Source organism: Nodosilinea nodulosa PCC 7104 (assembly GCF_000309385.1).
GTDB classification, from domain to species: Bacteria; Cyanobacteriota; Cyanobacteriia; order Phormidesmidales; family Phormidesmidaceae; genus Nodosilinea; species Nodosilinea nodulosa.
The window spans coordinates 254,550-280,271 of record NZ_JH976537.1 but is presented as its reverse complement, the minus strand read 5'-3'; the positions used below and the strand labels follow the sequence as shown (position 1 = coordinate 280,271).

Annotated in this window: 16 protein-coding genes; 6 read left to right on the top strand and 10 right to left on the bottom strand. The window is 59.4% G+C overall.

What is annotated here, in order from left to right; genetic code table 11:
- The first annotated feature begins 276 nt into the window (after positions 1 to 276).
- The 3 genes from LEPTO7104_RS41460 to LEPTO7104_RS0101130 all read left to right on the top strand — a co-directional run bounded on the left by LEPTO7104_RS41460 (position 277) and on the right by LEPTO7104_RS0101130 (position 10,388).
- Positions 277 to 6,939: a PAS domain S-box protein gene (locus tag LEPTO7104_RS41460; protein WP_264307641.1), complete on the top strand. Its 6,663-nt coding sequence runs from the start codon at positions 277 to 279 to the stop codon at positions 6,937 to 6,939.
- 23 nt (positions 6,940 to 6,962) lie between these two features.
- A complete protein-coding gene (locus LEPTO7104_RS0101135; protein WP_017296701.1) occupies positions 6,963 to 8,729 on the top strand; it encodes a two-component system response regulator in 1,767 nt (588 codons plus the stop codon).
- 327 nt (positions 8,730 to 9,056) lie between these two features.
- Positions 9,057 to 10,388: a bifunctional folylpolyglutamate synthase/dihydrofolate synthase gene (locus LEPTO7104_RS0101130; RefSeq protein ID WP_017296700.1), complete on the top strand. Its 1,332-nt coding sequence runs from the start codon at positions 9,057 to 9,059 to the stop codon at positions 10,386 to 10,388.
- Between the two features lie 412 nt (positions 10,389 to 10,800).
- Here LEPTO7104_RS0101130 and LEPTO7104_RS0101125 read toward each other — a convergent pair whose 3' ends face one another.
- Entirely contained in the window at positions 10,801 to 12,669 is a 1,869-nt protein-coding gene (locus LEPTO7104_RS0101125) for a metallophosphoesterase family protein (RefSeq protein WP_017296699.1), read from the bottom strand.
- A gap of 168 nt (positions 12,670 to 12,837) precedes the next feature.
- On the opposite strand from LEPTO7104_RS0101125, the gene LEPTO7104_RS0101120 reads away from it, so the two are divergent.
- Both LEPTO7104_RS0101120 and LEPTO7104_RS0101115 read left to right on the top strand, forming a co-directional pair.
- Complete coding sequence (locus tag LEPTO7104_RS0101120) at positions 12,838 to 13,680, top strand: energy transducer TonB (RefSeq protein ID WP_155523469.1); 843 nt, start codon at positions 12,838 to 12,840, stop codon at positions 13,678 to 13,680.
- 91 nt (positions 13,681 to 13,771) lie between these two features.
- Positions 13,772 to 14,734, top strand: a complete 963-nt coding sequence (locus tag LEPTO7104_RS0101115; protein WP_017296697.1) for an RpoD/SigA family RNA polymerase sigma factor — start codon at positions 13,772 to 13,774, stop codon at positions 14,732 to 14,734.
- A 112-nt stretch (positions 14,735 to 14,846) separates the two neighbouring features.
- On the opposite strand, the gene LEPTO7104_RS43450 is transcribed toward LEPTO7104_RS0101115, so the two are convergent.
- Complete coding sequence (locus LEPTO7104_RS43450) at positions 14,847 to 15,113, bottom strand: DUF4160 domain-containing protein (RefSeq protein ID WP_225886907.1); 267 nt, start codon at positions 15,111 to 15,113, stop codon at positions 14,847 to 14,849.
- Between the two features lie 128 nt (positions 15,114 to 15,241).
- On the opposite strand from LEPTO7104_RS43450, the gene LEPTO7104_RS0101110 reads away from it, so the two are divergent.
- Positions 15,242 to 17,485 (top strand): AAA family ATPase, encoded by a 2,244-nt coding sequence (locus LEPTO7104_RS0101110; protein ID WP_017296696.1) that lies wholly within the window; start codon positions 15,242 to 15,244, stop codon positions 17,483 to 17,485.
- Between the two features lie 44 nt (positions 17,486 to 17,529).
- On the opposite strand, the gene LEPTO7104_RS0101105 is transcribed toward LEPTO7104_RS0101110, so the two are convergent.
- The 8 genes from LEPTO7104_RS0101105 to LEPTO7104_RS0101070 form a co-directional block, all read right to left on the bottom strand.
- On the bottom strand, positions 17,530 to 20,910 hold the full coding sequence (locus tag LEPTO7104_RS0101105) for an efflux RND transporter permease subunit (RefSeq protein WP_017296695.1): 3,381 nt from the start codon (positions 20,908 to 20,910) through the stop codon (positions 17,530 to 17,532).
- 12 nt (positions 20,911 to 20,922) lie between these two features.
- Positions 20,923 to 22,263, bottom strand: a complete 1,341-nt coding sequence (locus LEPTO7104_RS0101100; protein ID WP_017296694.1) for an efflux RND transporter periplasmic adaptor subunit — start codon at positions 22,261 to 22,263, stop codon at positions 20,923 to 20,925.
- A gap of 12 nt (positions 22,264 to 22,275) precedes the next feature.
- Positions 22,276 to 22,623 carry a rhodanese-like domain-containing protein gene (locus LEPTO7104_RS0101095; protein WP_017296693.1) on the bottom strand — a complete coding sequence of 116 codons (348 nt, stop codon included), beginning with the start codon at positions 22,621 to 22,623 and terminating at the stop codon, positions 22,276 to 22,278.
- A 72-nt stretch (positions 22,624 to 22,695) separates the two neighbouring features.
- Positions 22,696 to 23,091, bottom strand: a complete 396-nt coding sequence (locus LEPTO7104_RS0101090) for a hypothetical protein (protein WP_026072259.1) — start codon at positions 23,089 to 23,091, stop codon at positions 22,696 to 22,698.
- A gap of 49 nt (positions 23,092 to 23,140) precedes the next feature.
- Positions 23,141 to 23,680 (bottom strand): DUF3122 domain-containing protein, encoded by a 540-nt coding sequence (locus LEPTO7104_RS0101085; protein ID WP_017296691.1) that lies wholly within the window; start codon positions 23,678 to 23,680, stop codon positions 23,141 to 23,143.
- Complete coding sequence (locus LEPTO7104_RS32215) at positions 23,677 to 23,991, bottom strand: ArsR/SmtB family transcription factor (protein WP_017296690.1); 315 nt, start codon at positions 23,989 to 23,991, stop codon at positions 23,677 to 23,679. Before LEPTO7104_RS32215 ends, LEPTO7104_RS0101085 begins: the two co-directional genes overlap by 4 nt.
- Before the next feature lie 85 nt (positions 23,992 to 24,076).
- Complete coding sequence (locus LEPTO7104_RS0101075; RefSeq protein WP_017296689.1) at positions 24,077 to 25,378, bottom strand: NAD(P)/FAD-dependent oxidoreductase; 1,302 nt, start codon at positions 25,376 to 25,378, stop codon at positions 24,077 to 24,079.
- Positions 25,379 to 25,456: 78 nt separating this feature from the next.
- A complete protein-coding gene (locus LEPTO7104_RS0101070) occupies positions 25,457 to 25,675 on the bottom strand; it encodes a YgaP family membrane protein (RefSeq protein WP_017296688.1) in 219 nt (72 codons plus the stop codon).
- Positions 25,676 to 25,722: the final 47 nt, after the last annotated feature.

Here is a 25,722-nt window from a genome sequence, read left to right as displayed (position 1 = left end):
CACATGGCTTTACATTAAGCAAGGCCATGTGATTTTTGGGGTAAGTCGGGTGACTGCGCTGGCGGAATTTTTGGGGATAGCTGAATCAGAAGGATGGGGGAATGAATAATCACAAAAAATGAATCACAAAACACGAAGATTTCTTACTCAGAAGCGTTTCATTTGGGACGCTGAGGGATCGGGGTGGGTAATATTTGGTATCTCTAGCTAAGGTGGGCGGAACCCATGGCTACCCCTAGGCCCGCTGATCTAACAGCTGCCATTATTGACAAACCTTTGACAGTCCAGCCAGATGTCTCGGCAGGGACGGCGATCGCCCTTATGGGTGGAGTGAGTACCCCTGGCCCCACCGGCCACGACCCCGCTGGCGAAGATGGCCTGCACATGGAGGCTGGCAGCTGTGTGGTGGTTGTAGAGCAAGGTCGGGTGGTGGGCCTTTTGACCGAGCGAGATGTGGTGCGCCTCAGCGCTCAGCAGCGGTCCCTCGATCGGCTGTCGGTGGCCGAGGTCATGACCCAGCCGGTGATCACCCGCCGCCTATCTGACCTCACCGATCTGACTAGCACGATCGAGCTGCTGCAACAGCACCGCCTTCGCCACCTGCCGCTTGTGGACGAGCAAGATTGCCTGGTGGGCCTGGTCACCCACGACAGTTTGTGGCAAGCCTTTAGCCCGCTGAAGTATTGCAACCTGACGGAGGCGCTAGAGAGAAAGGTGACGCGCCTGGAGACAGAGCGTTTGGCCCTGTTAGAAAACCGGGCGGCGGAGCTGGAGCGGCAGGTGGCAGAGCGCACCCAAATGGTTCAGGTACAGGCGGAGCGCGATCGCCTGATGGCTGGGTTGGCCGCGCAAATTTTGGCCTCCCTAGATGTTCAGGTAATTTTAGATACCACTGTGCAGCAGGTACAGCAAATTTTAGGCTGCGATCGCGCCAGCATCTGGCGATTTGAGGCCGATTGGACCACCGTGGTGGTAGCGGAGTCCAACGATGCCGACCGCTCTTTAATTGGCGAGCGCATTGCCGACAAATGCTTTTTAGAGACCCAGGTAGAGGCCTACCGCCAGGGACGCATTCGAGTGGTGTCCGATATCGATGCCATTGAGATGTCGGACTGCCACCGCAACATGCTGATTCGGCTTCAGACTCGGGCCAAAATTTTGGTGCCCTTGCTCTGCGGAGACGAGCTATGGGGTCTGCTGAATGTAACTGAGATGCAGCCCCGCGACTGGCAACCGGCGGAGGTTGAGTTTGTGCGATCGCTCTCTATCCAGCTGGCGATCGCCCTCAACCAGGCCTCCACCCATGAACAATTGCGGTCCGAATTGCAGGAGCGGCAGCAAGCGGAGCGGCAGCTGCGCCAGAGCACAGAACGGTTGAAGAAAGCCCAGCGCATTGCCCACATCGGCAACTGGGAACTAGATCTTCAGCACAACACCTCCTACTGGTCAAAGGAAGTATTTCGCATTTTCGAGGTCGATTCGCAGCAATTTGCCGCCTCTTACGAAGCTTTTCTAGATTTAGTCCATCCCGACGATCGGACCCTTATTGATACAGCCTATGCGAACCATTTGCGCGATCGCCAACCGTTTAGCTTGGTGCATCGCCTGCGGCTGGCCGATGGACGAATCAAGTACGTGCGCGAGCAGTGCGAAACCATCTACAGCGCCGACGGCACCCCAAGAATTTCTCAGGGAACGGTGCAAGACATTACCCCACAGCAAGAAGCCGAAATTCGGCGCGATCGGGCCGAAACCACTCTGCGCCAGTTGACCGAAGGGACTGCTGCTGTAACAGGGGAAGCCTTCTTCCCCGCCCTAGTGCACCATATTTCCGAAGCCTTAGGAGTTCGCTATGTTTCGATTAGTCAAGCGATGCCAGATGGCTTTCAAGTCTTGGCATTTTTTGCCGACGGCGAACTTTCTGTCCCTCTATTTCTGCCCTATGACGAACTCCCCTGTTGCTTCGAGGCGCTCCAAACTGGCAGTTGTTGTCATCCTACGGGGGTGCAAGCGCTGTACCCAGACAATGCCCTGTTTACTGACCTACAGGTAGACAGCTATCTCGGGGTCAGACTGCAAAATGCCGCAGGCGACCCCATTGGCAATATCTGCATTCTCCATGATGCCCCTTTGGCTGATTTAGACTGGGCCAAAACCCTGCTCACTATTTTTGCCGCTCGGGCCGGGGCAGAGCTGGAGCGGTTAATGACGGCGCAAGCCCTAGAGCAGCTCAATGGAGAGTTGGAATCTCGGGTTGTAGAGCGCACCGCTGAGCTGGCCGAACGGGAAACACTCCTGCAAGACTTTTTAGACAACGCTAATGACCTGATTCAAATGGTGGACGTTAGCACCGGGCGGTTTGAGTTTGTGAATCGCGCTTGGCAAAATGTGCTGGGGTACACCACCGCCGAAGTGGCACAGTTGACCTGTTTCGACGTGTTAGCGCCGGATTGTCTGCCCCATTGCCAAACTGTGTTCACGCAGATGCAATCGGGAAGCATTACCCATGTGGAGCAGATGGAATTGACTTTTATCTGCAAGTCAGGGCAAAGGGTTGTGGTGGAGGGAAATGTCAACTGTCGGTTTGCCGTCGGGGCCGATGGTAGTCAGCGACCTGTTTCTACCCGAGGCATCTTTCGAGACATCACCGACAGAAAAACTACGGAGCAGGAGCTACAGCGGCGAGAAGCCCGATATCGAGGATTGATGGAGGGTGCTGCTGACGCCGTTTTGTTGATCGATCTGGAGGGAAACATTCTGGAAGCCAACCAGAATGCAGCGGCCATGTTTGGCTATCCCCTAGCAGAATTGTCCACCCTACATTTCACCCAGCTACATCCCGCTGAGACGCTGCCCAGAGCAGCGGCGGAATTTGCTGAAGTAGCTCAAGGACAACGCACTCAAGTCTTGGATATGCCCTGCTGCCGGCGAGATGGCAGTGTGGTGCCCGTAGACATTACTGCCAGTGTCATTAGCACGGGTGAAGGAAGACTGGTGCACGGGGCTCTGCGTGATATTAGCGATCGCAAACGCTACGAAACTGCCCTGCAAGAATCTCAGCAGTTCTTGCAAACGGTGCTGGATACGGTACCCCTCTCGGTTTTTTGGAAAGATCAAAACTCCAGGTATCTGGGCGCTAACCAACGCTTTCTCAAAGATGCCTCCCTTGGTTCTGTGTCAGAATTGGTAGGCAAAGACGACTCTGCGATGCCCTGGGGGGTGACTGAGGCGGACGCCTACCGAGCCGCCGATCGCGTTGTTATGGACAGCGGCGAGGCAAAACTTGGCATCATTGAACTCCAGCACCAGCAGGATGGGGCGGTAATCTGGCTGGAAACCAACAAATTACCACTGCGCAACCTGGCGGGGGAAGTGGTGGGTATTTTGGGCACCTATCGGGATATTACCGAACGTAAAAACGCCGAAATTGCCCTCCAGCGGCAGTTAGCCGCGATCGAAGCCGCAGTCAACGGCATTGCTATTCTTGAGAACGAGCGTTACCTGTATTTCAACTCCTCCCATGCCAAGATGTTTGGCTACGAACAGGCAGAAGAACTGGTCGGCCAAAGTTGGCGGATGTTGTATTCCCCTGAGCAGCTAGAGCGATTCGATCGGGAAATACTTCCAATTTTGTCAGCAGAAAAGTCTTGGCAAGGTGAAGTCACGGCTACCCGTAAAGATGGCACAACCTTCCCAGAGCAGTTGTCGCTGACCATTTCGACCGATAACCTGCTAATTTGTGTTTGCCAAGATATCAGCGAAAGGGCACGGCTAGACGCCGAACGCAAACAGGCAGAAGCGGCCCTGCGGGAGAGCGAACGGCGCTATGCCATGCTGGCTCAGGCAGTACCCGTAGCCATTTTTCGCTTCGATCTTGAAGGTCACTGCACCTATGTCAACGAGCGCTGGTGCGAAATGACCGGAAAACCGATCGACTTTGCCCTGGACGATCGCTGGCTAGAAACCATTCATCCCGACGATCGGGAGCGCACCCAGACGGTAATCCAGCAGTGGTTGCAGACCGGTGCGGTTGCACCGTTTCAAAATGAAGCCCGAATTTTGCGCGATGACGGCAGTATTATCTGGTACTACTGTCAGATGCTGCTTGAAACCGATGTCAACGGGGCCATGCTTGGATACGTAGGCACCCTGACTGATATTAGCGATCGCAAGCAGTCGGAAGAGGCCCTGGGGGAAAGTGAGGAAAAGTTTCGCCAACTGGCCGAAGTGGTCGATGCAGTCTTTTGGATTTTGCATCTCAACCGCACCGATCGCGTCTACGTCAGCCCCGCCTACGAGCGGATTTGGGGCCGCCCCTGCACCGATCTCTACATTACCCCCGATGCCTGGATTGACAGGATCCATGCCGACGACCGAGAGCAGGTGTTAGCGGCTATTCCCAAACAACTCGAAGGCACCTTCGACGAAGAATATCGGATTGTTCGCCCCGATGGCACCCAGCGCTGGATTCACGATCGGGCCTTCCCCATTCGCAATGCCCAGGGCCAGGTTTACCGTCTAGCGGGCATTGCTGAAGATATCACTGAGCGCAAAAACAGTGAAGAAATTATTTGCCAACAGGCTGAGCGAGAAGTGGTCTTGCGCGAAATCACCCAGCACATTCGGGAATCCCTCGACCTCCAGACTATTTTTAATACTGCCTGTGACGAAATTCGCGCCTTCCTCCGGGCCGATCGGGTAGGCATTTTCAAGTTCTACCCCGACTCTGGCTACGACGATGGTGAGTTTGTAGCAGAGTCGGTGGTGAATGGGTTTTCCTCGGCAATGGCTATCCGCATCCACGACCACTGCTTTGGCGAAAACTACGCCAATCTCTATGCCCAGGGGCGCTACCAAGTAGTGGACAACATTTATAGCAATGGTCTCACACCCTGCCATAGCGACATTCTGGCTCAGTTTCAGGTGCAGGCCAACTTGGTGATGCCGTTGCTCTGTAACCACGAGCTGTGGGGGCTGCTGTGTATCCATCAGTGTGATGCGCCCCGCCACTGGCAGCAGTCTGAAATTAACCTGGGGCAACAATTGGCTAACCAGCTGGCCATTGCCATTCAGCAGGCCAGCCTGTATGAGCAGGTTCAGACAGAGTTGCTAGAACGGCAACAGGCCGAGGCAAAGATTGCGCGGCAACTGCGGCAGCAAACGGCCTTGGAGCTGATTCTGCAACAGATTCGCCAGTCCCTTGACCTGCCAGAGCTCTTGGCGATCGCCACTCAGCAAGTGCAAGAGCTGCTCCAGAGCGATCGGGTGATTGTGTTTCAAGTTGCCCAAAACGGTCACAGCTGCATTCTTGAAGAAGCCGTCGCCCCCGATTTACCCCAGCTCAAGGCCATGCAGTGGGATGATGAAACCTGGTCTCAGGATATTCTGGAACACTACTGGCAGGGGCAACCCCGAATTGTGCCCGATGTCATGGAGGACCACTGGACGGATTGTTTAGTGGAGTACTCCAAAGCTGGGCAGATTCAGTCCAAAATTGTTGCTCCTATCCTTCAAGAACTGTGCGACATCGAAACCCACCGCTGGGCCTCCCCCGAGGGCAGCAGCAAGCTGTGGGGGGTGCTGGTGGTGCATGCCTGCCGCACCCGCCGAGTCTGGCATCAGCAAGAAGCCCAGCTGTTGCAGCAGATTGCCAACCAGCTGGCGATCGCCATTCAGCAGGCCAATCTATTTGAACAACTGCAACAGGAATTGCAGGAGCGGCAGCAGGCCGAGGCGCAGCTGACCCTTACCAATGGGGAACTGATGCGGGCCACCCGCCTCAAGGATGAATTCTTAGCCAATATGAGCCACGAACTCCGCACCCCCCTGAACGCCATTCTGGGTATGACAGAGGTGCTGCAAGACGACGATGTGTTTGGTCCGGTCAATGCCCAACAGCTAAAGGCTCTCAAAACTGTAGAGCGCAGTGGCACGCACCTCCTAGAGCTAATTAATGATGTCCTGGATGTGGCCAAGATTGAGGCCGGTCAGCTGGAGCTAGACTGCCACCCCACGGCGATCGCCCCGCTGTGCCAATCTAGCCTCGCTTTTATCAAGCAACCCGCCCTCAAAAAAGGCCTTCAGCTAGCCGTTAAACTGCCCCCTAACTTGCCGGAGATCACCCTAGATGAGCGGCGGATTCGGCAAGTATTGATCAATCTGCTTAGCAATGCGGTGAAATTTACCCTTGAAGGAGGGCATATCACCCTTGATGTCAGCCTTCTACCCCCCACCCAGAGCCACCCAGAGCTGTCCTACCTGCGCTTTGCGGTGACCGACACCGGCATTGGCATCACCCCTGAAAACATGCAGCGCCTGTTTAAACCCTTTGTCCAGGTGGATAGTTCCCTCAACCGGCAGTACCAGGGCACCGGGCTGGGGCTGGCCCTAGTCAAGCGCATTGTGGAGCTCCACAGGGGGCAGGTAGGCCTCACCAGCGACGTCGGCGTGGGCAGTTGTTTTACCGTTGAACTTCCCTATGGCGCGGGGATCCCCGCGCCCCCGGTGCCAGCCCCGCCGTCGGCCATTGGCCCTGCAACGCCTTTACCAAAGGTGGCGGCGACTCCCACCACGACTCCGCTGATTTTGCTGGTCGAAGACAATGAAGCCAACATCAGCACTTTGAGGAGCTATTTGCAGGCCAAGGGCTGTCGGGTTGAAGTCGCCCACAACGGCGAGGAAGCCATTGATTGGGCTCAGCACAAAACCCCCGACCTGATTCTGATGGATATCCAAATGCCGAGGATGGATGGCCTGGAGGCGATCGGCCATCTGCGCCGTATTCCCAGTTTGGCCAATGTACCCGTGATTGCCCTGACTTCCTTGGCCATGGCCGGCGATCGCGATCGCTGCATAGCGGCGGGTGCCACTGACTATTTGACTAAGCCAGTCAGCCTGAAGCAGCTGAACGAAAGAATCCACGCTCTACTCACCCCTTAACCCCCGATCGGGCTACACCTTCCATGAATGAACCGACCGCGATAAAGCCTGTGATTTTGGTCATCGACGATGAACCGGATAACTTTGACGTGGTTGAAGCCATGCTGACGGGGCAGGGCTATATCCTCCATTACGTCGCCAGCGGTCAGGCCGCCCTAGATTGCCTAGACACATTGCAGCCCGACCTGCTCTTGCTCGATGTAATGATGCCCGGCATAGACGGCATAGAGGTGTGCCGGCAAATCAAAGCGCTGCCCCAGTGGCGGGGGGTAGGCATCATCATGGTAACGGCCCTCAGCTCCAAGCAGGAGCTCAGCCAGTGCCTGGCGGTAGGGGCCAACGACTTCATTAGCAAACCGATTAACCAGGTAGAGTTGGTAGCCCGAGTTCGCTCTTTGCTGCGCATCCATCAACAGTACCAACAGCTGGCCGACTTTAATACCCAGCTAGAGGCTCTCGTACAGCAGCGCACCGCCCAGCTCCGGGCGCTGATTGACGAGGATGCCCTGACCCAGCTGCCCAGTCGCACCCGACTGTTGCAGGCGATATCTTTGGCGTTGCAGTCTGCAGAGGCTTGTAGAGAGAAAATCCAGGTGTCGCCCAAAGGCCTCCCTTCCTCGGTGGGGCTGGCCTATCTGGACTGCGATCAGTTCCAATTGGTGAATGGGGCCTTTGGCTATGCCGTTGGCAACGAGTTACTAAAGGCTATTGCCCAGCGCCTACAGCAACTGCTGCGTCCTGGGGATGTGCTGGCCCGGGTTGGGGGAGATGAGTTTTGCTTTCTGCTGCATTACCTGGACTATCCAGCCACGCTAGAAAGCTGGAACCAGGCTATATTTGAGAGCTTTGCCAAACCCTTTCGAGTGGCCAACTGTGACTTTTTTGTATCGGTCTGCATAGGCGTAGCGCTGGCCGATGCCACCACGACGCAGCCTGAAGCCTTGCTCCAGGCTGCGGATACCGCTATGTACCGGGCTAAACGCCAGGGCAAGGGCAGCTACCAGGTATTTGATGCTCAATTGACCACCGCCACCCAGCGCCGCCTTGCCCTGGAAACCGATCTGCAGCGGGCCTTAGAGCATCGGGAATTTATTACCTACTATCAACCCATTGTCCGGCTGGCTACCTGTCAGGTAGTTGGCTTTGAGGCCCTAATCCGCTGGCAGCATCCCGAACGGCAGCTGGTGTCGCCAGCGGAGTTCATTCCCTGTATGGAAGAGACTGGGCTGGTGGTGCCGGTGGGGCTAGTAGTCTTGCAGCAGGCCTGCGAGCAGCTGAAGATCTGGCAGCAGCAGGGTGCCGCTGACTGGACGGTGAGCGTCAATCTCTCGGTGCGACAGTTTGACAGCCCTACGCTGCTAGCCGATATTGACCAAGTGTTGGCTACCACCGGGATAAATCCGGTATACCTGAAGCTCGAAGTTACCGAGAGCGCCCTAATGCAGGATACGGAATCGGCGATCGCGGTGATGGAACAGCTGCGATCGCGCCAGATTCAAATCAGCCTGGATGACTTTGGTACAGGGTATTCCTCCCTGGGTTACCTGCATCGCCTTCCCATCGATACTTTAAAAATTGATCGCTCCTTTGTGCAGCAGATTCACACCGGCAACCGCAACCACCAGGTGATCAACACCATTATTGCGCTCAGCAGTCAGCTATCGCTGCCCGTGATTGCCGAAGGCATCGAAACCTCAGAACAGCTCCACTGTCTGCAATCGCTGGGGTGTGAATTTGGCCAGGGCTACCTGTTTGGCAAACCCCAGCCCGCCTCAGAAATTTTTCTGTAACCGCTCCGAGGGCACACCAGGAAAGTCGCCCGTTGCTTTAGCTGGCGGGGAGTGGCAAAGACGAGATGGAATGTCATTTGGGCCGCTTGCGATAGGAATGGGTAAGACGCTCCATGGAGAGCCACTATAATCGGGGTGCAGAGGGGATTTGAAGTTTTTCTGACCCTCCTTCGGGACGCAGGGGTCGCGGGTTAGCCTTTGGCCCGCAAGCTGCGAATTTCGCCATCCCGATTGCTGTCGAGGAACGCTTTAATTCAACGACACTTACTCAAGTGCTAGCGGCGACGCTTAAATCGCCACTTGGCACAGGTCCACTAAAAACGACGGATGCCCGTGGTGCAACCTCCAGATTTTGAGCCGTTCGATCGGCAGATTGAGTCCTTGTTAGACGCCTTTGGGCGATTTGGGGTCGAGCTGGGGCTAGAGCGCATTCAGCGCCTCCTGAATGCCTTAGGCAATCCCCAGGAGCGGGTGCCGCTGGTGCATGTGGCGGGCACCAACGGCAAAGGGTCGGTGTGCGCCTATCTGGCGGCGGTGCTGGGGGCGGCGGGCTATCGGGTGGGGCGCTACACATCGCCCCACCTGGTGAGCTGGCGGGAGCGCATTGCGGTGGATGGTCAGCCCATTCGCCCGCAGGATTTGCTTCGGCAGCTGCGGCGGGTGGTGGCCGCCATTGACCCAAGCCAGCCCTCGCCGACTCAGTTTGAGGTGTTTACCGCCGCCGCCTGGTTCTATTTTGCCGAAGCTGGGGTTGACCTGGCCGTTATGGAAGTGGGTCTGGGGGGCCGCCTCGATGCCACCAACGTGGTGGATGCCCCCCTGGTCAGCGTGATTACCTCCCTCAGTCGGGAGCACTGGCAGCGTCTTGGCCCCACCCTGGCCGATATTGCCCGCGAAAAGGCCGGGGTGCTGAAGCGGGGACGGCCCGCCGTGGTTGGCCCGCTGCCGCCAGAGGCTGAGACCGTTGTCAAAGCCCGAGCGGCAGAGCTGGGCTGCCCGGTGGTGTGGCCCGCTCCGGCGGTGTCCGTAGGGGATGGCCAGGCCTGCTGGGGCCTCGGTGACGATGCCATGACCTACCCGCTGCCCCTGCTTGGCGCTCATCAGCTGGTCAATTCGGCGATCGCGATCGCCGCTCTGCTCAGCCTGCGCTCCCAGGGTTGGGATATATCCAAGCAGGCGATCGCCCAGGGCATGGGCCAGGCCCGCTGGCCAGGGCGGCTCCAGTGGGTGAGCTGGGGTCAAGGCTCCGGAGGCTACCCCCTGCTCCTTGATGGCGCCCACAACCCCGCCGCCGCCGAGGTCCTGCGCCAGTACGTCGATAGCTGGTGGACCAGCCAGGGGGAAGCGCCAGCGAAAACGGTGTGGCTGATGGGCATGCTGGCGACCAAGGATCACCGCGATATTTTTGAGGCGCTGCTGCGGCCCGGCGACGCCCTGCACCTGGTGCCGGTGCCGGGGCATGAAACGGCCATGCCAGAAGATTTGGGGGCGATCGCGCGATCGGCCTGCCCAGGCCTGGCCCAGTGCCGGCACCATGGTTCTCTAAGGGATGGGCTGGTCGCCATAGGCCATACCCCAGGTCGCCTCAGGGTATTGTGCGGGTCGCTGTACCTGATTGGCCAATTTCTCGCCACCGAACCCTACGCAGAACGGGGCTAACCAAATCCGGCTGGAGAATTCTGATTGGGCATGGCTGCCCCAACGCCCCTACAGGTTGGCCCTGGGGATCGGAGGTAGGCCGTAGCCAGTCTGGTTAAGCCGTGTCTTCTGTGAACGTTCAAAAGTTTGAACGTTCATAACCTGAGTTCGGGATCAGAAAAGACCTTGGCAAAGCAGGCCCACTGTCCCCTCCTTGGGAGGGGTAGGGGTGGGTTGTCTATGCCAGCATGGCAACTCACCCTATCTAGAAACTTGTATTTTGCCGTAGGTTTAACCCACCCCGCCCTTCGGGCACCCCTCCAAGGAGGGGACCGCGTTATCCCGAACTCAGGTTTCATAGGGTTTCTGGATATTTTACCTAACATGACTATGGCTATAGGGGGTTCGACGTGGGCGCCGTTCACCGCCGCGCTCACTTGCCCAGGGTAAACTCGTCAAACTTCACCACCGCCGACTCTGGTCTGCGGGTATCGAAGTAGTAGCTGCTGACGGTGCCGGTCTCGGTTTCAAAGACGCTAAAAGCGGTGATGTCGTTGCTGGCGATGTAGGGCAGGGGCTGACCGCTGTCGTCGAGGAGGGGGGCCAGGGTTGGCACCACTGGCTCCAGGCCGTTGGGGTCGCCCTGGGCGGCGTAGTCGCTGGGGGAATAGGTCACCATGGAACCCGCAATGGTTTCCGGGGGCACGGGCCGGGCGGCATCCTTCCAGAAGGCGCCGTAGGAGTTGCCGACGTTAGAGGTCTCCAGGTAGTGGGTGCCCCGGGACGACACAAAGCGATTCCACAGGTGCGAGTGGCCGTAGAAGACCAGGTCTACCCCGGCCTGCTCCAGCAGGGGCACCAGGTCGCGGGCGATGTGGTCCTGGGCGCGGGGGTACTGGTAGCGCACGGCGGTGAGCTGGCCCTGCCCATCGCGATCGTAGTGGGGCACCGGGGTGGTAAATGGGGGCACGATGTTGTCGCCCAGGGTGTGGGGCGGGTGGTGCATCATCACCACCTTGTATTTGGCCTGGCGAAAGGCTTCGCTGGCCAGCTCCTGCTCTAGCCACTGGTACTGCAAACTGCCCCGCTCGATCGGCTCAAAAATGTGCTGGCCGTGGCCCCAGTTTTGCGGGGTGCCCAGGTCGGCTTCGCGCTCCTGGTAGCGGCCCCGCGTGGCGGCGTCGAGGTCGTAGGAGCGCCAGATTTGGGTGACGTAGAGCGACACCAGGCGAATGTCTCCCAGGGTGATGGCGTAGTAGCGGCTGGTGGTTTCGGGGCGATCGGGGTTGGGCACCTGGGTGACTGGCAGGCTAAACAGGGCCTCGTAGGTGTCACTGTTGAACGAATTGTTAATGATCCACTGGCGGCGCAGGGCAGGGTCGCCGCTGGGGTTATACAGGTCGGCGTTGGCCTCGTACAAGCCTACCGCCACGGGGCGCGGCACAGGATTGCCAAACTGATCCTTGAGGGGGGTGGTGGCGGCGAATCGCCCCATTACCTCGTGGTTGCCCAAAATTGGAAACAGCGGCGCGTGCTGGATGATTTCGCCGCCCCGGTAGTTCACGGTGCGGCCATTGCGCTCCAGGCCGTAGCGGGTGTTGCCCTGCAAACAGGGAAAAAAGCCGCAGCCCCGGCTGTCGTCAAACCACTCGGAGGCGCGATCGGGAATGTTGACCAGATCGCCCGCAAAAAACACCGCATCCACCTGGCCCAGGGTTTCTTCTACCTTTTGTAGATTGGCGGCTACCATCGGCATATTTTGATGGTCGGAGGTCAGCAGTACCTTGAGCGGCTGACCCGCGATCGGGGCTCCGGTTAGGGTAAACACCCGGCTTGCGGCGGTGGTGCCATCGGCGGCGGTGCTCGTCACCTGGTAGGGCACCCGCTGCCCCGGCGGCAGGCCGGTCACCAGCGCCTCATGGCGCCAGATGGGGCGCGGCACCGTCTGCTTTAGATCGGCAAAATTGGGATGGTCGAGCCGCGACTGGGCATCTTCTCGGGTGCGGGGCAGTTGGGTTGTGGTAGCCGCCGCCTGGTTGGGTAAGCTAGCGCTGGGCTGCTGTGCGGGCGATCCCCATTTCACCTGGTGGTCTTGGCCCTCAAACTCGGTGAACCAAACCACCCGTACGGCACCGGGGGTGGGGTACTGCAAGAAGGGATCGCTCAGGAGTTGGGTGGGCACGGCCGTGGCCTCGGAGGGTGAATCGACGGTGGGCAGGCGGGGTTCCAGGGCAATTAAAAGAATAGCGGCCAGGACTACCAGCAGGCCCGCCGTCAGTAGGGTCCAGTCTTCTCGTCGCATCCGTCGCATCTTTTGAGCCCTTTTTGCTAACGCCCCGCCAGCCCCAGGGTAACGACAGATAACGACAGTATAAAAACTGTCTGTTCACTGATAACACCCTTGGAGAGATGTGCCACCGTTAGAGCGGCAAAGGCTGACATTTACTGGCACTGAGCAGCAGGCATAGCCATGATAGTTCCTCTCAAATTCAGGGCGGGCAAGCGTTCTCTCCGGTGGTCGGGGGGTGGTTTGCTGGTGCTGATATCGATCGGGATGCACGGCCTGCTGTTGGGAATGCCCCTGCCCGAGTCTACTCCAGAGACTCCCAGTGAGTTGCCAAACCGGTTGACCGAGCTGAACGATCCGACGGCGGTGGTCGGGGTGGTGCGCTTACCAGCGACGCCAAAACCCGTCGCTGGGGCCATTCGCCCTGCCCCGCCGCCTGTCGCCAGAGCGCCCCAGGCGCCCTCCCAGAAGCCGCCCCAGACCCAAACGGCGACGCCAGCACCCGCCGCCCCGATCGCCCCGGAGACGCCAGCCCCACCGCCGCCAGAGACGGTAGATCTGGAGCCAGTGCCCCCGGAGCCACCGCCCGCTACCCTGGACGATCGCCTGCGCGACCCAGCCCAGTACGAGTTCAACGGGCAGGCCAAGTCGCTGCTCAACGACGAAGTCTCGCTTTACACCAACAATTTGTCCACCTGGCTAGAGCAGGAAAGCCAGGGGCTAAGCGAAGACGACGCCCCGATTTTGGGCACCAAGCTGGCCCCGCTCCAGGTCGCCTACCCGATCGCTACCTGCCTGGTGCCGCCGCCCTCGGAGGGGCTGGTAGGGGTGATTCTCAGCCCCTCCGGGCAGCTGCTCAAAGACCCGGTACTGCTCGACAGCACGGGCTACACCGTGCTGGATGAAAAGGCTCTGGAGACAGCGCTACAGCGGAGCTTTGCACCCCAGGACGGGCCATTGCCCAACCCCCGCGCCAGCTGGCTGCCGGTGCAGGTGCAGTACGACGCCGCCAACTGCACGCCTTAAGGAAATCTTTAGGCCTGCCCCAGGGTAGAGGCATCTGGGCCTGTAGCTTGTCATAGTGGCATCTAAGTCAACTGCCACTACTGATGTTCCCATGGCTCAAGCTATTTCTGCTTCCAGTAATTCTGTTCAAGCGTATCTGAAGGAAATTGGCCGCATCCCTCGGCTGACCCGCGACGAAGAGATTTCCCTGGGTAAGCGGGTGCAGCGGTTAAACAAGCTCAACGCGATCGCAGCTAAGCTCTCTAAGGGGTCGGGCCAGACGCCCTCCACTGAGGACTGGGCGGCGGCGGCCAACCTGTCGGTGGACGACCTGAACCACCAGGTGGAGTCTGGCGAGGCCGCCCGCAGCCGCATGGTGGAGGCCAACCTGCGCCTGGTGGTTTCGATCGCCAAGAAGTACACCAAGCGCAACCTGGACCTGATGGATCTGGTGCAGGAGGGCACCCTGGGCCTGCAGCGGGGGGTAGAGAAGTTTGACCCCACCAAGGGCTTTCGGTTTTCGACCTACGCTTACTGGTGGATTCGCCAGGCCGTGACGCGGGCGATCGCCGAAAAGAGCCGGGCCATTCGCTTGCCCATCCACATTTTTGAAAAGTTGACTAAAATCAAGCGCGCCCAGCGGCAGCTCGCCCAGGAGCTAGGCCGCACCGCCACCCTGGAAGAGGTGGCCAACCATTTGGATCTGCCCCTGCCCCAGGTGCGCCAGTACCTGTCGCAGTCGCAGCAGCCCATGTCGCTGAACGCCATGGTGGGTGACAAGGGCGACACCGAGTTGGCCGACATGCTCGAAGACGACCAGGGGCGATCGCCTGAAGACTACGCCGCCCAAAGCAATCTCCAGCAGGACATCTTTCGCATTCTCGATCGCCTCACCCCCCAGCAGCGGGAGGTGCTGGTACTGCGCTTTGGTCTGGGCACCGGCGAAGGGCTATCGCTCTCGAAGGTGGGCCAGCAGCTCAACGTCAGCCGCGAGCGAGTGCGCCAGATCGAGCGCGACGCGATTAAAAAACTGCGCTACGCCCGCCAGGATTTGAAAGCCTATCTGGTGAGCTAGGAAGCCATTTGAGCTATAACGGCCTGTAGCCTTAGTCTCACGGATTCAATTAGCCTTTAGAGCCTGGGGTTGGATGGCTGCGAGTTCAAGCAGACCGTCGATGGATAGGGTTTCATCTAGCGGGGGCCAGCGAATGCCGTAGCTCGAACGAGGCCCCCCAGGCGTCTGCAATGTCGCCCAAATGCTGCAAGATAATCTTCCTTACTTCTCTGCTGTCGCGCGTTGATAGACTGCGCGGGTAGGCTGCAAGGATTTCGTAAGCCTCTACATCTAGCCAGTGCTTGCAGCCTCGATCTCCCCTTTGGGCATGGATGTGGACAGGTTTATGGCCTTCGGTTGAGTAGAAATGGGGCCGCCAACCTCGCAAGTACAAAACCATGGGCACAGACATATCCTGATGTGGTTTTCCTATCGTGGTATCTGCCCAGGGTTGCGTCTATCTAAGCAATGGTGCGCGATATAGTAGGGCGCAGCGGCATTATCTAAGCCAGCAGGACTAGCGCCCGAATGGATCTCTTTGACCACAGTCGCCAAGAACAGATTGGCCGCGATGCGCCCCTGGCGGCGCGGCTGCGGCCCCGTACCCTGGATGAATTCATTGGCCAGGATGCGGTGGTGGGGCCGGGGCGACTGCTGCGCCGCGCCATCCAGGCCGACCAGCTGTCGTCGCTAATTTTCTTTGGCCCGCCGGGCACGGGCAAGACCACCCTGGCCCAGATTATTGCCAACACCACCAGCGCCCACTTCATTGCGCTGAATGCGGTGCTGGCGGGGGTGAAAGATATTCGCGAGGCGATCGCCGCCGCCCAGGATTTGCGCGGCCAGTACGGCAGACGCACCATTCTGTTTATCGATGAAGTCCACCGCTTCAACAAGGCCCAGCAGGATGCGCTGCTGCCCTGGGTGGAAAACGGCACGGTGATTTTGATTGGGGCCACCACCGAGAATCCGTTTTTTGAGGTCAACAAGGCCCTGGTCAGCCGATCGCGCATCTTTCAGCTCAAGCCGCTGGAGGCCGCCGACCTGTACCGGGTGGTGGAGCAGGCTCTGGCGGATAGCGATCGGGGCTACGGCGATCGCCCCATTCAGCTTGACCCCGCTGCCCTAGATCACCTAGTGGATGTGGCCAACGGCGACGCCCGCGCCCTGCTCAACGCCCTGGAGCTGGCGGTGGAGACCACGTCCCCAAACGAATCGGGTCAGATCCAGATCACTTTAGAGGTGGCGGAGGAGTCGATTCAGCAGCGGGCGGTGCTCTACGACAAAGAGGGCGACGCCCATTTCGACACCATCAGCGCCTTTATCAAGAGCGTGCGCGGCTCTGACCCCGATGCCGCCCTGTACTGGCTGGCCCGCATGGTCTACGCGGGCGAAGACCCCCGCTTCATCTTTCGCCGCCTGGTGATTTTGGCCAGCGAAGACGTTGGCCTGGGCGACCCCCACGCCGTTACCGTAGTCACCAGCTGCGCCGCCGCCTTTGACCGGGTGGGCATGCCCGAGGGCCGCTACCCCCTGGCCCAGGCGACGCTGTACCTGGCGACGGCGCCCAAATCCAACAGCACCATGGGCTTTTTTGACGCCCTGGCCGCCATTGAGCAGGAGCGCGAGCAGGAGGTGCCCAACCCCATGCGCGACGGCAACCGCGACAGCAAAGGCTTTGGCCACGGCCAGGGCTACCTGTACCCCCACGCCTACCGCGACCACTGGGTGGAGCAGCAGTATTTGCCCAGCGGCTTGCAGGGGCAGGTGTTTTACCAGCCTTCGGGTCAGGGCTACGAGGCCTCGATTCAAACCCAGGTGACCCAGCGGCGCGAAGCCCAGCTGGCGGCGATGGTGGACGGCGGCGGCGCGCTGCCGGAGGCGCTCACCTACAGCCCCGACGACCCGGCCCGCGATCGCTGGCTCCAGCGCACCCTCAGCCAGGCGGGCGAGCAGCTGGGGGCCGTGCGCGATCGCATCTTTGAGCTGGCCCCGCCGCAGCGCCACCACCGCATTCTCGATCTCAACGCCCGCACCGGGCTGCTCACCTGGGAGGCGCTGCGGCGGGTGCCCGAGGGCGGCGTCTACGCCCGCGTGCACACCGCCCAGGACCAGGTGGCGCTGGAAGAGCAGGCGGCGCAGCTGCCTGAAATGGCCCGCCCCGTACTGGTCCACGCCGACTTTGAGGCCCTGGCCGCCTACCTGGAGTCCCACACGCCGGGGGTGCGCTTCGAGCGCATTGTCGGGCGCAATACCTTTAGCCAGGTGGTCAACCGCGATCGCTTCATCGCCATCGTGCAGCAGTTTCTCGCCCCCGGCGGAGTCGTGCTGCTGGCCGAAACCATTCCCCGCCACAGCCAGCGCATTTCGGCCCTGGTCAGAGAGGATACCCTCAGCAAAGCCCTGGGCAAGCGCTGGCACCAGGCCGACGAGGCGATTCACGGAGTGATCCCTTCGGGAATCGCCCACTCCGCCACCGACCCCCGCTTTAACTGGCAGGCCCAAACCCTAGAGGCGCTGTTTCGCAAAGCAGGCTTTACCGTCCAGCTGAGCGAAGCTGTGCTGCACAGCAGTATCTATATTTCGGCGGCCCTGCTGCAGCGGTGGTTTGCGGTGGGCAGCACTCCCCCCAGCTACCGCGACCAGCTGGCCCAGCATTTATCCGACAAAGACATTGCCGCCATTCAGCAGGAGTGCCAGCGGCAGTTGCAGGGGCAGACCGTGCAGTGGCGATCGCCCCTGGTTTACCTGGTGGGCAGGCTCAGCCCTTGAGCCCGCCGGAGAAATCGCGGAACAAGCGCGGGCGAGCGGTTCGCCTATCCCATTGCCCCGTTCTTTGCCGTGCCAACCATAGATTTTTCGATCGCAGAGCGGGGGGCTTTGCGGTTGTGCCAGAGCTTGTAGTAGAGGATGGGTACCGCCGATCGCGACAGCAGCAACGAGGCCACTTCCCCCGCCATCAGCGAGATCGCCAGCCCCTGAAAGATGGGGTCAGTCAGAATAATCGCTGACCCCACTACCACCGCCGCCGCCGTCAGCAGCATCGGGCGAAACCGCACCGCTCCGGCATCGATCACCGCGTCTTCTAGCGGCATGCCCTCCTTCAGGCGCAGCTCAATGAAGTCCACCAGAATGATGGAGTTGCGCACCACAATTCCGGCTCCGGCGATGAAGCCAATCATGGAGGTGGCGGTGAAAAATGACCCCAGCAGCCAGTGGGCGGGCATGATGCCGACCAGCGAAAAGGGAATGGCCGCCATGATTACCAGCGGTGTGGTAAACGACTGAAACCAGCCCACCACCAGGGCATAGATCAGCACCAGCACCACCGCAAAGGCAATGCCCAAATCGCGGAAAACCTCGTAGGTAACCTGCCATTCGCCGTCCCACTTGATCGCGTAGGTTTCGGTGGTTGGAGGTTGCTCTGTCAGGTAGGTTTGAACCGAGGTGCCCGCTGCTGGAACCAGTTTGTCGATCTTGGGTTGCAGGTTGAGCATGGCGTAGACCGCACTTTCTACCCTGCCGGAAACATCCCCCAGGACGTAGACCACGGGCTGCAAGTTTTTGTGGTAAATGCTGGTATCTGCCGTAGTTGTCTCTGTTTTAACCAGGGCGCTGAGGGGGACTAAATTGCCGTTTTCTCCCCTGAGATTGAGCGATTTTAGATCCTCTAAACTGGTACGGCTCGACGGGCTAAACCTGAGATTGATCGCCACATCCTCGCGGGCATTTTCATCGTGCAATAGCCCGACATTTTGGCCCGACAGCGCTATCTGCAATACCGCTGAAATTTGGGCCGGGCTGATGCCGTTCAGGGCGGCTTTCTCGCGATCGATCACCAGGCGGTAGTCGGTCTGGGGGGCTTCCACATACCAGTCCACATCCACCACCCCATCGGTGGATTGATATAGCTGGCGAATTTGGGTGGCCAGGTCAATTTGCCCTGGGTAGTCAGGCCCGTACACTTCCGTCACCAGGGTTTGCAGCACCGGGGGGCCGGGGGGAATTTCGGCCACCTGGACACGGGCACCGTAGCGATCGCCAATGTCCTTCAGCCGGGGGCGAAGGGCCTTGGCAATGGCGTGGCTCTGGCGGTGGCGTTGATGAAATCTCCCGAAACGGGAATCGCCCTTGGGCAAAAAGTTCACCTGAATATCCGCCACATTGGGGCCAGAGCGCAAAAAGTAGTGCCGCACCAGGCCGTTGAAGTTGTAGGGCGATGCCGTGCCCACATAGCTTTGATAGCTGGTTACTTCCGGGACGGTGGCGAGGTACTGCCCCATTTCTCGGGTGGCGCTGGCGGTCTGCTCTAGGGTGGTGCCCTCGGGCATATTCACCACCACCTGCAGCTCGCTTTTGTTGTCAAAGGGCAGCATTTTTAAGATCACCAGCTGAAACCCGGCCAGCCCTCCCACAATGACGATCAGCGCCAGCACCGTAGCCACCAGAAACGCCGTGCCGCGCCGGGGATAGTGCACCAGGGGGTACATAAACCGCCGATATAGCTGGCTCAGGGCATCCTCGCCGTGGGCATGGGCAGACAGGCTGGAACCGCTAAACACCCGCATGGTCGTCCAGGGCACCACGGTAAAGGCCACCAGGGCCGAAAAGATCATAGCCGCCGAGGCCCCCAGCGGAATCGGCAGCATGTAGGGGCCCATCAGGCCGCCCACAAAGGCCATGGGCAGAATGGCCGCAATCACCGCCAGGGTGGCCAAAATGGTGGGGTTGCCCACTTCATCCACCGCCTCCAGCACGATCTGTTGCAGGGTTTGGCGACGGTTTGCCGACTGTTGCAGGCGAGCTTTGTTCTCCGGCAGTTGCAGGTGTCGGCCCACATTTTCCACCACCACGATCGCATCGTCGACCAAAATGCCGATGGAAAAGATCAGCGCAAAGAAGGTGACCCGGTTGAGAGTAAAGCCGTAAAAGACGAAGCTGGCCAGCGTTAAAGACAGGGTGACAGGAATTGAGACCGCCACCACCATGGCCTCTTTTTTGCCCATCACAAACCACATCAGCAGCGTCACTGAAGCCACCGCAATCAGCATGTGAAACAGCAGCTCATTCGATCGCTCCGCTGCGGTTTCGCCGTAGTCTCGCGTCACGGTCAAATGGACATTGGACGGAATGTAGTGGCGCTGGATCTGCTCCAGCTTGCGGAGAACGTGGTGGGAAACCTGAATGGCATTGGCCCCGGAGCGCTTGGCGATCGCGATCGTCAGCGCCTCCGTTTCGCCAAAATTTGGCGGGTTTGATTCTGAGTTTTGAGTTGGGCCTGCCGGACTGTGTTTTCCCGGCTCCTGACCTCCAGCTCCCTGGCCAAAAAATACGTAGCTGGCCGGTTCTTCCGAGCCATCGGTGACCGTCGCCACATCGCGCAGGTAGACCGGCTGACCCCTGGCGATTGCCACTACCAGGCCTTCGGCATCTTCTGCCGATCGAATAAAGCTCTGGGTTCTGACCAGAAAAGACTGATTGTTTTGGCTAAACGCGCCGCTGGCCAGCTCCGTATTTTGGGCCTGAAGCGCGCTGGAGATTTCTAGCGGCGTCAGGCCGTAGGCGCTGAGCCTGGCGGGGTCTAGATCTACTCGCAGCTGCCGTTTTTGGCCGCCGATAATAGTCGTTTCTGAAACATCGGGAACCTGCTTAATTTGCTCGTCCAGCTGCGCGGCAATCTGCCGCAGGTCTGCCCCACTGCTCTGCTCCCCCCACAGGGTGAGGGTCAAAATGGGGACATCGTCGATCGATCGCGATTTGATCAGCGGCTGCGACACCCCCGGCGGAATTTTATCAACGTTGGCATAGATCTTGTTGTAGAGCTGAACCACAGAATCCTCTGGGTTTTGCCCCACCAGAAATCTCACGATCACCAGGGATGATCCCGGCCGCGAGGTGGAGTAAACGTACTCCACGCCGGGCAGTTCTTTGACCAGCTTCTCCAGAGGCGACGTGACCCGCTGTTCGACATCCCTGGCCGAGGCCCCCGGCATTTGTACAAACACATCGGCCATCGGCACGGTAATTTGGGGCTCCTCTTCGCGGGGCAAAATTAGCGTTGCCCCCAGGCCCAGCAGCAGCGCCACCAGAATGATCAAGGGTGTGAGCTTGGAGTCGATAAATTTTTTGGCTAAATGGCCCACAAAGCCCAGGGAATGGGATGAGGCGGGCTGATGACCATTCGATTCGTTTTGCATCGTCGTTTGCCCCTAGTTTTGAATCGCGATCGCCTGCCCGTCGCTGAGCTGCTCGATATGGCTGGTGACAATGCGATCGCCCGCCGCTAAGCCCGAAACAATTTCTATCTGCCCGTCCTGCTGTTTGCCGGTTTTTACCCAGCGCAGCACGGCTACCGATGGAGCGCTGCTAGACTGGGCGGCGCTCGGCTTGACCACATACACCCCCTGCAGCTGCCCCCGCTGAATCAGGGCCGCAGCGGGAATCAGAACCGTTTCCTGGCTTTCGCTCGTGGGCAGGGCGATGCGGCCAAACATGCCGGAAATCAAGCGGTCAGAACCAGTCAGGGGAATCTTGACCAAAAAGCTCCGAGAGCCCGGATCTGCCGCCGGAACAATTTGTCCAATGGTGGCGCTGAGGGTGGCACTGGCCGCATCCACCCGCACCTGCACGGGCTGACCGACGCGCACAAACCGCAGGTTTTCCTCCGGCACAGCGATCTCCAGCTGCAGCCGATCGGGATTTTCGATTTTCAGCAGCGCGGTCCCGTCCATGGAGAAGGGGTTGGTGGTTTCGCCCTGGTAGGCCATTTTTTCAATTACGATGCCGTCGAAGGGGGCCACTACGGTGCCGTAGCTTTCGTTGACCGAGGCCGCCGTGGCCCCGGCCTGGGCCTGATCGATGGCAGACTGGGCCTGGGCGATCGCCGCCTGGGCCTGCTGAATCCCCGACTCCGCCTGGGCTACCCGCTCCTGGGCCTGATTCAGGGTGGTGTTGGCGGCATCGAGGTCGGCCTGGGATACGGCTCCCTTGGCCTGGAGCTGCGCGGTTCGGGTTTGGCTAATTTGCGCCAGCTGAAGCGCCGCCTGGGCCTCTAATTTTTGCGATCGCAGCTGGCTCAGGGTGGCCTGGGAGCGGGCCAGCTCGGCCTGGGCCTGGGCGACTCCGGCCTGGGCCGAGCTGGACTGCGCCGCCATGTCCTGCACATCGATGCGGGCCAGAATGTCGCCCTTTTGGAAGCGATCGCCCGCCTCCAGCGGAAAGTAGGTGATCCGCCCGCTCACGCGGGTCGACAGAACAGCCTGATCCACCGGGCGAATCGTACCGGAGAGATCCAGGGTGCTGGCCACGGGCTGGGCGCGCAGGGTCAGCACGTCAACGGCGGTGGCCGGCACTAGGGCCACCTCGGGGGCAGGGGCCGAACGGGTGAGCTGCAACATTCCCCAGGTGCCTCCGGCCAGCAGCAGCGTGCCGCCCAGCAGCAGCGCCCACCGCCGCTGAGACGGGTTCGGCGACGGATGGAGCTGAGCTGAGCCATCGATCGCGTTGTCCAGCGGTGCATTCAGCGATTCATCGGATGTGGTGTGAGTCATTGGTCTTGTTCCTTAAGGACGATGGCCCCGGCGCAGCGCATACCCGGCGCTTTGCCAGGCCAGCAAACCACCCTGGAGGTTGTAGACCTGTCGGTAGCCCTGGGTTACAAACCACTGAGCCGCGATCGCGCTCCGGTGGCCGGACAGGCAGGTGAGGACGATCGCTTGCTCTTTAGAAATCTCTCTGAGCACGCGGCTGCGGCTGAGCCGCTGCGCTCCGGGAATATGCCCCAGCCAGTATTCCAACCGGCCCCTTATATCCACAACCAGCAGGTGATTTTGGCGTGATTTTAGCTGGGCCGGGGTGAGCAAAACTGGGTTTGAACTCTTCTGGCTAATTCGCTTTGATTTGGCTGTCATAACGGGCTTCCTCGCCGTGCAGTTATTGGCAAAACTAATGGTGGGGGCGCTAGTTGCCCCGTTCTCTCCCGCTCAAACTCGGCCCATGACCGCAAACGATTTAATAAACGGCTTCGCCATGCGGGGATCTTTAATCATGGCCGCGTAGTCTCCCACCCGAAATTGCAGCTTGCGGCTCACATAGGCCATACCCAGCCCCGCCGTGGTCAGGCCTTTGGTCCTCCACTGCTGCCAATGGCTGCGATCGGCGCGTAAATCCCAATTCAGCGGCTGCCCGTCGTAGGCGCCAGCAGACACAACCCGCCCTTCCTCAAGCCTCAGCATGGCGGCGGGGTTTGGCTCGTCAACAAAACCATAGCCAATGACCGAATTAAAATGAATCTTGGCCAGGGCATCGGCTAGCTCTGGTTCGGCATTCCACTGCTCACCAAATGCCTGCATCCATGCCGGTGAAAATAAGTCTGACATTGTAAACTCTCTCAAATTTAGGTTGAAAAATTCTCAAAGGAGCTAACGACTATCCATGGCTGTAAACGGTCTGCCATTCCTCAATGAGTGCGGGGGAAATAGACAGAGTTACCGCTTCGCCACCGACGGTTGGCAGTGCCGCTTTGAGGGGAATTCCTGTCTGTAGCTGCGGCAGTAAAGGCTGAAGATCGTATTGCCCTACATGGGCTTCAGGCCGGGTGGAATCGGTAAAAATCTGGCCTGAAACATCCGCCGCGCTCAGCGTTTTGCCCAGGGAACTGGTTAAGGTCAGCGGTTGGGAGCGTGCGATCGCAACCGCGCCAGGAAAGCCCACCAGCCTCAGCTCGAAGCTGCTCTCGCCGTCAGGGAAAATACGTTTGAAGGCAACGGCCTGCCACGCATTTCCATGCTGATCTTTGAGGGTTTGGCGAGATTGATAGACCCTTTGTCCGGGGGCTTCCTCTAGTTGCCGCACAGCGGCAGCGGCGCTGGGCGGATGCAACATTTCCAGACCCAGAAAAATGCCCAGAATAATTGCCCCTAGCAAAAGCATCCAGGAAAAGATTTGCCGAATACGACAGGCCGTCATGGTGTTCTTTGCTCCTCAAACGGGTGAGACGATGGGTGTAAATGGGGGCAGAGGGCCAACAGTTCGGTATCGATGACCCGGTAATAGCGCCAAATGCCCTCCCGGCGACAGGCCACCACCCCTGCGTCTCTCATCAACCGCAAATGCCTAGAGGCGTTGCCCTGGTGAAGCCCGGTGTGGGCGCAAATTTCTTGCACGTTGTGCTCCTGGTGGCGTAGCGCGGCAAGAATTTGCAGTCGGGCGGGTTCGGCCAAAATCTTAAATCGACCGGCCAGTATCTCCAGTTCGGCAGGGCTCAGCATTGCGTCCATGGCACATTTCCCCTCAGCGTTAATCAGGTGGAATCATGCAGAATTGGCAGAGTAGACTGCCCAATCCTTTCATCCCCCCGCTGCCTCAAACGGTCGGCGCTAACGAGCGGCTTTGCTCACGGGCGGGCAGAGGTGTCACCAGCGGCAACCCGATCGCCCGAAAGCCCCACCGCTCGAACCAGGGAATCGTCCAGCCCAGGCGCATTTTCGTCAGAAAATATTTCTCGAACCCCGTCCTCATCCAGGAGACCCAGATGCCGTTAAAAATCAGGGCGCGATCGCGCTCCCCCGACGCATCCGGCAGGAGCGGGTCGGCTAAAAACAGCGCCCCGGTGTTGCCAAAGTCGGCAAAGCAAACGGCCTGGAGAGTTGGTTTAGACTGAAGTCCCGTCGCCACCCCCAGCTCCAGGGCAATGTTGTGGGCCACCGCCAGCGCCATTTCTTCGGACATCAGCCCCACCTTGGGCGCGCCAGTGGGAATAGGGGTTTGCTCCACGGGTTTGAGCTGGGTGATCACCCCCACCGAGTAAATCGACTCAAAGTCGGGGTGCCGGTAGGTGGGCAACACAGGCACAAACCCTTTGGCATCGGCCAGGCCCGGTGCCTCGCGCAGAAAGCGCGGGCCTCGAAACGGCGGCAGCACCATGGTGAACCGGGAGGGAATTTTCCGCCCGTCGGTCAGATGTACCGCGTCGGCTTCAAAATGCGAAATGGCCGTGTTTTCCATCAGCTCAATTTCGCGATCGGCCATGAACTTGCGAATCAGCCAGCGAGACTTGGCCATGCCGCCGATGCCCAGATGCCCGGCGTAGGGTTCTGAGGTAATGAAGGTGATTGGCACCTGCGCCCTCAACCCCTTCTGCTTCAGCACGTGGTGAATCAAAAAAGCAAACTCGTAGGCGGGGCCAAAACAACTGGCCCCCGGTGCCGCACCCACCACAATAGGGCCTGGATCGGCCAGAAATTTCTCCCACGCTTTCCCAGCTAACACCGCATGGTGGGGATTGCATACCGAGTGGGTGTAACCGCCTTCTGGCCCCAACCCCGGCAGGGCATCTAGCGCCAGCTCTGGCCCCGTGGCAATGACGGCGTAGTCGTAGTCCAGCGTTGTGGCATCCATCCTAAGCTGGCGGGACTTTGGATCAATGGCCGTAACCGCCGCCTGAATAAACTCAATGCCGTGCTGCGGCACGATCGCGGCTAAATCTAGCTGGATGCGATCGAGGGATTTTAGCCCCAGCCCCACCCAGGGCAGCGAGGGCACAAAGGTGAATTTCGGCTGATTTGAAATCAGCGTGATCTGATGTTCCTGGGGCAAAGCATGCCTCAGTTCGTAGGCGGCAGGTAATCCTCCTAGCCCGGCCCCAATCACAACAACGCGAGCCATAGCAGCGACTCCTAAAAGTTGAGTTTTTAATATTGAGTATTGAAATCTTCGGCGGGCACCTCGTCACGCCTCACCCCATCACTCCCTCACGCCCAGTTTTTTTAGCAGCACAATCAGCGGGCACCAGTTGGTAAATGCCGATTGCAGCAGGTTTAGCCCCACAAACGCGGTCAAAAACAGCCAGCTGGGGTTGATTAGCGAGAGCGACAAACTGATCAGTACGATGCTGCCTGCAATTAACCGCACCCACTGGTGCTGAGTCCAGGCTTGCTTTCGACCGTTAACCGACCTCACCATGGCGCCTCCGGCAGCTCAGTGGAATAACTATAACACTATAAGGTTAT